Here is an 8,460-nt window from a genome sequence, read left to right as displayed (position 1 = left end):
TACCCAAATGTAAAAAACCTACCCCTGTGAGCCACACCCCACACCCCACACCCCAAAACCCACACCCCACACCTGACGTCTTTGTTAAAAACCTACCTCTGTGAGCTACTCCCCACTCCCTGCACCATCTGCGAGATATGATCAAGAACAGACGTAAATCAAGAGGTACCCCATGTCCCGTAGATGTCAGTTGACTGGTAAAAAGGCCAATAATGGCTATGCTGTTTCTCACTCCCACCGTCGGACTAAGCGCTTACAAAACGTTAACTTACAGGTTAAAAGAGTTTGGTGGGAAGAAGGGAAACGCTGGGTGAAGCTGCGGATTTCCACTAAGGCCATTAAGACCTTGCAGAAGAAGGGTCTGCAAGCCATGGCTAAGGAAGCTGGAATTAATCTGAATCATTATTAAATGAGGGAATCGGGAATCGGGAATCGGGAGTAGGGAGTAGGGAATCGGGAGTAGGGAGTAGGGAGTAGGGAAGATTATAAAAGAGACATTATAATAATTCCTCAATAGTTACCCTTGATAACAATTTCCCCATCTCCCCACACTTCCCACACCTCCCCATCTCCCCACCTCCCCATCTCCCCATCTCCCCATCTCCCCTTGTTTTTTCTCTGGGGGTGATGGGTTTTTGGCTTAATTTGGGTAGTTTAAATCTATGAGTTTTTGGTAAGCGGGAATAGTCTTCCTTTAGAGGAGGTAGGAAATTCCTAGCTTGGGTAAACTGGTTAAAAATCTCGGTTGTGTTTTTGGGAAATCTCGATAGTATAATTAAATATTTATTATTCTCTCTTCGTAGGTAGATCTAACGCTATGGGGTTAACCATTGATTGTTACCCCTTTGCTTCGTTAAACCATTTGATAGGACTAAGCATTAAGGTGTTTGACTTTGCCTATTGCTAGCATGCCTATTGCCTATTGCCTTGAGCTATATCATCTAGGGTGCGTGAACTAGTTCGTCTTCAGGAATCTACTCAGGAAATGTGACAGGAAAATCCCTATGTCAACCAGGAAGTCAACCAGGAAGAAGTTAGCGAATGCGATCGCAAAACTACTGAAACAGGTAGTCAAACTCTCTCAAGCCATCACCAAACCCTTGATGCGTTGGCTTTTGCGCAGCTTATTTATTTTACACCGTCGGTCCCGCGTGGCAACAGCAGGGTTTGTGTTGCCTACCGCGATTATGGTGACCTTGGTGGTAACCTTGCTGGTAACTGCCATTGTGTTGCGCTCCTTTGACCGGGTCAAAAATGCCAGTAATTATCGGGTCAATCAAGCGGTGTTTAATGCCGCCGCTCCAGCCATTGAGCGGGCTCAAGCCAAATTGGAAGCCTTGTTTGCTGACCCCACTCTGCCCCGCTCCACCCCATCAGAGGAAGCGTTGGAAAATGCCTTCGATAGTGACAAATACGACTTTGGTGATGAAAAGCGTTTGAGGCTCGAACACGAAGACAGTAACGGCAACGAAAGCACCATAAATACTGCCTGGAGGTTTCCGGTTGATACGGATAACAATGGCCTATTCGATAGCTACACCCTCTACGGAATTTACTTCAAAAGTCCAAATCCATTATTAAACGAAAAAATCAGAACCCCTCTACAAGCCAGAACCCCGCCGATGGTTAACTCAGGCAACAGCGATAAATGTAAAGCAGCTGCTACCACTAGCGCTAGCCTAGTGGATAATTCCGGGTGGTTTAAGTCTGAGTCGAAATTAAAGAAAAGTATATTCGTTTACACCGCAACTGTTCCGATTGTGGCTGAAAAAGATAAAGGAGATCTAGGTGATTCAGCCGAGATTTACAAGGGTGAGGCGGGATTCTCAGCTCTAGAGTATCAGCAAGACCGAGCCAGAATTCCCCTGGCCAACAATGCCATTGTCTACGATGATGATTTACAAATCACTCCTGGAAGTGGCATCCAGATTAATGGCCGGGTTTTTACTAACGGGAATTTTCTCACCGGTAATGCTAAGAATGAGTATTTTCAAGTCAGTAGCCCGGAATCTTGCTACTACACCGAAGAAAACAGCAAGATCGTTGTCGGGGGCAATATGGCCTTTGGTCGTGTAGATGATGAGCAAGATAGAGACGGAGGAGGAATCATACATCTGTTCAATAGCAATGAAGTCAATGGTAACAAAGCAGCACCGGCAGTAGTCAAGTTAAACAAAAATGATAGATCGGTTAATCAACCACCCAATGAGATTGGCAATAACAGCCAAGCCTTCACCGCACGAATTAATGCTCTGGTAAGCGATCAGTTAAAGAAGGGTGAGGGTACTGACCCAGAGGAAGTATTTAAAAAGTACGAAGAAGTTGAAGATGAAAATGAGCGTGATAAACAACGGAACAAAGCTCTAGAGACATACTTCAAAGACCGCACCCGTCGTGTTCCCTATGCAGAAGTTGGCCCTGAAGTTGACCTGGCTGAAAATCCTCCAAACGCAACTCCACAAGGCAACGGTGACGACCTCCGACCCCAGGATGACTGGATATTTCCCTATGACCCAGGTACTACCACCAGTAACAATGGCCTGACTCTCAAGATCAAGGGAAAAAAGCTAAGTCCTGCAGCAACGGAACCAAGTGAACAACAGAAAGCAGGTCAGGAACTACAAATTGGCGATCGCGTTTTGATCGGTCATGGCTTACCCGCTCGATGGTGGGATAACACAGCAGGGGACTTCCAGGGTGCCAGAGCTCCACAAGACATTGGGGGTGGCGTTACGTGGGATGAGAGCAAGGATAATCGCTTCCGCACTACCCAAATCACTCCCTTGTCTGACTTAGGGGATACTGACCGCAATGGTTTCTGGGAAGCAGCAGCAGCCAGGCAACCGGTTCAACCCCTGGAAGGGTATGGGGGATTGCGGGTAGTTACCGGTGCTGGGATTTATGTGGATGATAATGGTGTGTTTGGTGATACGCCGGAATTCCCTCGCAAGAATGATCAACACCCTGACAGGGAGTCTTATTTGCCCCCTCCAGCTTGGGATATTAGGTTTGTGGATCCATCAAATTCTGGAGATAAAAGAATACAGGTAAATGACATAACAACCCAATTGACAGGAATCCCCATACTGGTCTGGCCAGATACCATGCCCATGCATGGTGGGGTAGGTGGTGATTTAACTGATAATAATGATTTTCCTCCTCCTCCTGGTAATGACATTACTGATTTTGACCAGAAAAGTGACCTATTGATGAGGGCAAGCGCGGTTTATCACTACACCAAAAAGCCACCAGGCACTGACCCAGAAACCAAAAATTTTGACCAAGAACCGATTGCCTGTGTCAGTAGCTACTATGACCCCACAGATGAAAACTCGGCGAAAAATGATGTGGCATCTGGGGATCCGGCTTGGGACACACCAGACCGATTTGATCTTAACAACGGCAGGTCTAACAATGGCATCGTTTACCCCTTTCCTGGTAGAGATGCTGGCGACCAAAAACTGCAACGACAATCCCGATTAGTCTTTCCCAATGGGCGTCTTGTCAATGAACCCTTGAGAACAGCTTTAAACAAAGTAGCAGGTGATCGCACCCTAGCTGATAATTCAGCCATTGATACCGCAAGTTGCGCCCTAGCAATTTTAGATGGCACTGTTACTCCTATCGGTAGTAGTGCACCGATCCCTAATGGGGCAATCTACGAACAGTCCTTTTTGAATGCCAGGCAAGTCCAGGAAATTGAAGATCCTAACACTCCCCAGCTCTATGACCTAGCCATAGAAGACCGTCAGCCTCTGGAAATCCGGGCGACAGTGTTGGATCTGAATCTGCTCAGAACAAAAAAAACAAGTGATACATCACCCAACGGTCCCAGCCCAGAATTCTTGCTACCGGATAGCGGGATTATCTACGCCACCCGTGATGATGCATTACTAGACCTCAGTAATAAAACTGGCGCTAACCCTGAAGAAAGGAGGCGCTTAAGTTCGGTAGACTTTGAGCTTGACCCCACCCGCCGTCCCAATGGAATTATTTTACGTAATGGGACAGTGCTAGCCCGTCAAGACGAAAGTAACTCATTTAAATTGACCACTCCGGAAGGAGCAGAGAAAGGGTTAATTTTAGCCACCAATTTGCCAGTGTATATCAAAGCCGATCCCAACGTTATCGATCCCGATAATGGACCATCCGGCTTTAATTTGCACCAAACCCCTGACGGAAAGTTGGTGGAAGAGTTCAAGGATCAACTACTGCAAAATGATCCTTGGAAGGATAATGCAGATGGCAATTTCTATGGTCGTAAGAAACTGAACGAAAACTTTGCTTGTCGCCAAAATGATAGTCGATTGCCGGATTGTAACGATGGGGATTTGTGGCGACCAGCAGTAGTGATTGCTGATAGCGTTACCCTACTGTCTAAGGATTTTAACTTTGGTTTCCGCTCCGATGGGGACTATGACCTGAGGGGGATACCAATGGGTTATGACTTGAACAGGGATGGTGACTTAATAGACCGTGTAAATGAGCCAGCTGGTGCTGACCTTAATGGCAATGGTGCCCGAGGTAGCGATCAGGTTCTAGAGTCTCAAATTGTCTATGGTTATGACTTGAACGGGAATCGTGACTTCCAAGATACTTTCAATGAGACAGACATTAAGTTTGACGATGATGATCAGGGCTTTGACCTAAATGGTAATGGTAGTGTAATTGACCCTAAGGTTCCGGAGTTTGATATCCCTGTTGCTGTAGGACTTAAACTAAATGGCATATTTGACAATAATTTTGTCACTAGTGCCAACTGGTGGGATGTGAACGAGAACGGTAATATTGATAATCCAGATGATTTGAGGGGTAACCCTCAACCTAGTCTTGAATTAAATCCGAACGGTAGAACTGTAAACACTTCCTATCTAAGCAATTTTGTCACTCCGATTCAGCGACGGGTGCAATTTCCAGAGTATGTGATGGAAATCTGTCGGAGAGTGCCGGTTTCAGCTTGTAGACCTGAGGACTGGGTCATTGGCATACAAGGTGGCGATCGAGAGGCAAGGGCTACTATTGACCTTGAGGGAACTCCTGTTAATCAACTTTTGTCCGGCACAACTGCAACACCTGCCATAGATCCCGCCGATCGACGCTATCCCCGTCGCATTGCTTTCCAACGGGATCCTGATCCTAATAACAACAACGACAACAACAACTTGGTGCTAGATGGCGGTTTTCCAATTCCTCTGGGAATAGCTGAGAATACAGAGACTGTCCAACCTTACCCATACAATCGCTTCAATACCAACAGACCTCGATTACAACCAAATGCTCTGTGGTACAGAACAGCTATAAATCGAAATAACCCTACCGATACCACTCTAAGCTTCGGTCAGAACCAACCACTGTTTTACCAAAGACCATTAAACGCAACAACAGCCCAACCGATGTTGGTACCAGTCCTACAAGTTCACTCCCTGACTGCTCAACCCCGAGGGACAGAGAACAGATTCCCGATCGAAAAAGGGGAATGTGTGGAAATCGAAGATGGCTGGACACAGCGAGCCAATGAAGACGGAGCAACCTTCAATGTAGTGATTGCTTCGGGTGATAGTCCCCCAAGGCCAGAGGAATATAACGGTAGTTTAGAGAACTTCGTACGCTTCCTAGAAAACTGGCGGAAAGATGGTGGAACCTGCAAAGACAATGACGGTATCCCGGTGCGGATCAGTGGCTCCCTAATCCAGTTCAAGCGTGCGGCCTATGATACAGCTCCATTCGTCCATGCAAATGAGAACGCTGGTGCAGAATCAGTCCCCACTCGATTTGGATATGACATAGAAGCTAGGGACAGAAACCGAGGCAGTTCAGCTTCCATGCCCTATGCCACTGCTAGTGGTGAACTGCCCTATTACATGGCACCCACACGTCGATATGGTTTCGATGTGGCTCTGCTGACCCAGTTACCAGACCTGTTCTCCTCCAGGTTTACCACCCCTTCAGCGGGAGACCCCGATGAGTTTTTCCGGGAAGTCTCCCGAGATGACCCATGGGTGGAAACTTTACTGTGTGCTACAGAGTACACCGGAGATCCAGACAACCCGGGACCTGAAGCGGTTAACGAGCGCTATTGCTCGCAATAATAAGGTTGTTTGGTTGAAGGTTGACCTATGGATAATCAAGCACCATTGTGATTAATCAGAGGGTGGTGGGCTGTGCCTACCACCCTGATTTGCCAGGAAATGAATTGGTCTCTACTCCTACATCTACTCCCTACTCCAGTTCCCCCCTTATTAAGGGGGGTTAGGGGGGATCTGACACTCCCTGGTTGGTGGGCAGTGCCAACCCCAGCCTACGGCAAGCAAATCAATCTAACTCCAGCACTGCCCACCCTACATATTTCTCCGGTTCCCCCCTTGTTAAGGGGGGTTAGGGGGGATCTCACAGGGTGCATCTCCTAAAACCGGTTTGACCAAGTGGTGCGTTACGGGGCGGACTATCCCAAGACTGGCTAGGGAGCAAAACATAACGGCAAGTCCGCCCCTAACACACCCTACTGGACCGACACATCTAAAATGGTGCAATAAGCGTAGGTTGGGTTGAAGAATGAAACCCAACACCAGTAACCCTTTGTTGGGTTTCCCTACCGCTCAACCCAACCTACATTTTTAGGTGTGCCACGCCACTACGCAACTTAATAATTAATACTTAAACCATGATCAATCCCCAGAAGCAACAACCCCTTTCCCAATCATCAGATGCCGGTTTCACAATCATGGAATCCTTGATGGCAATGATGATTATTACTATTCTGATGCTTGGCATCTCACCCATGATTGTCTTAGGAGTGGCCAATCGAGTCCAGTCGCGACGAGTAGAACTAGCAGTGCAAGCAGCTAGGGCCTACATCGATGGTGTGCGCAGTGGAGCGATCGCTCATCCCAAACACACAATAGAAATGGAACTTAAGGATGGAAAAAACAGAAGTGAATTTGCTAAGACTGAGGCTCCTAAACGAGCAAAATTGAATTGTGACAACAACAATAACTATTGTAATAATGAGAATAAAAAAAGTATTTACTGCGTAGATCTTGATGACGGCGGCTGTAGTAGTGACAGTTCAAGAGACTTAATCATCCAGGCATTTCGGAGTATCACTGCATCAGGAGACCCAACTGATAATAATGATAAAACCTATTTTCTGGGGGTGCGGGTTTACCGAGCTGATGCCTTTAAAGATAAAGGTGACTTGACCATTGGTCAGAAGGGGGCTAAGGCTGCGAAAGCAGTGGGGTCTGGATTAAGCGATCGCAAAGCACCCCTAGTGGAAATGACTACAGAAATTACCACAGGCACACCAAGTTATAGCCGTTTTTGCGATCGCCTAGGTTGTAAATAATCTTGTCACTAATAAGGTAACTACTATCAAATACTACTGACAGAAACCCCAATCATGATTAACTCACTCAGAACCTTACTCGCCCATAAAGTTAAAAGCAACAAGTCTAAGATCAACCATGGCGGCTTTACCTTAATTGAACTCCTGGTGGCCATGATCGTTGCGGTGCTAATCATCGCACCACTATTGAGATTTATGATTACTGTCCTAGATACTGACCGTAAAGAGCAAGCCAAAACTACTTCAGAACAAGAAATCCAAGCTGCTATCGACTATATAGCCAGAGACTTGGAGCAAGCGGTCTATATCTACGATGACTCTGGAATCCATAACGAAATCCCACCACTCGCTGGAACAACTGGTTGTAACCCAAATAACAACTGTAAACCTGTGTTGGTATTCTGGAAGCGGAAGTATTTTGATAGAGATGATGAGAAACTAGATGTCAACGGCAAAAATAGAAAGATTGGGGAGTTAACCGAGGGAAATGATACCTTTGTCTATGCTCTGGTTGCCTATTACTTAATTGAGGAAAAGACTGATTGGTTAGATATTGGTAAAATTGGTCGGTTTGAAATTCATGATAAAGTCATCAGTCTAGCTCCAAAGGAAGCGGCTGATATACCCGCTAGCGAAGGCTTTAAACCCTTTAAGCTCGACGAGCCAGGAAACACCCTCAAGGACAAGTTGAATCAGTGGGAAAAAGCAAATGGTGATTACAATACTCCAGTTCAAACCTTGGTAAATTACATTGATATAAGTCCTGAAGAAAATAACAATAACCCCCAAGATATTTGTCCAAATGGAGACTATTTGCAGGTTCCAGAGGGAAGCGACGATGGGTTCTATGTCTGTGTCGATTCAGCTAACAAAATCGCCCAATTAGTTTTGAGAGGTAATGCTTTAGCTCGGATAACAACTAATGAAAACCAATATAACTTCCTCAAGAAGCAGTCTAGCTATTTCCCGACCGTAACCATGCAAATTGAAGGACGCGGTTTCTTGAATACTAAATAATTTAGCAGTTTTTAATTGGGTGAGGTACGTTTTTTTAGGGAGTAGGGAGTAGGGAGTAGGGAGTAGGGAGTAGGGAGTAGGGAGTAGGGAGTAGAAAT

4 protein-coding genes are annotated in these 8,460 nt (G+C 46.1%); all 4 read left to right on the top strand.

Annotated elements, in window-relative coordinates; translation table 11 throughout:
* The first annotated feature begins 172 nt into the window (after positions 1 to 172).
* The 4 genes from rpmB to hpsC all read left to right on the top strand — a co-directional run bounded on the left by rpmB (position 173) and on the right by hpsC (position 8,362).
* Complete coding sequence (rpmB, locus tag AC4II3_RS29235) at positions 173 to 409, top strand: 50S ribosomal protein L28 (RefSeq protein WP_008183615.1); 237 nt, start codon at positions 173 to 175, stop codon at positions 407 to 409.
* A gap of 595 nt (positions 410 to 1,004) precedes the next feature.
* On the top strand, positions 1,005 to 6,089 hold the full coding sequence (hpsA, locus tag AC4II3_RS29230; RefSeq protein WP_488015883.1) for a hormogonium polysaccharide biosynthesis protein HpsA: 5,085 nt from the start codon (positions 1,005 to 1,007) through the stop codon (positions 6,087 to 6,089).
* 572 nt (positions 6,090 to 6,661) lie between these two features.
* Positions 6,662 to 7,345, top strand: a complete 684-nt coding sequence (gene hpsB / locus AC4II3_RS29225; protein WP_488012194.1) for a hormogonium polysaccharide secretion pseudopilin HpsB — start codon at positions 6,662 to 6,664, stop codon at positions 7,343 to 7,345.
* Positions 7,346 to 7,399: 54 nt separating this feature from the next.
* Entirely contained in the window at positions 7,400 to 8,362 is a 963-nt protein-coding gene (gene hpsC, locus AC4II3_RS29220) for a hormogonium polysaccharide secretion pseudopilin HpsC (protein WP_488012196.1), read from the top strand.
* Positions 8,363 to 8,460: the final 98 nt, after the last annotated feature.

This window comes from Moorena sp., from assembly GCF_982860115.1.
This window is presented reverse-complemented; position numbering and strand designations above follow the sequence as displayed.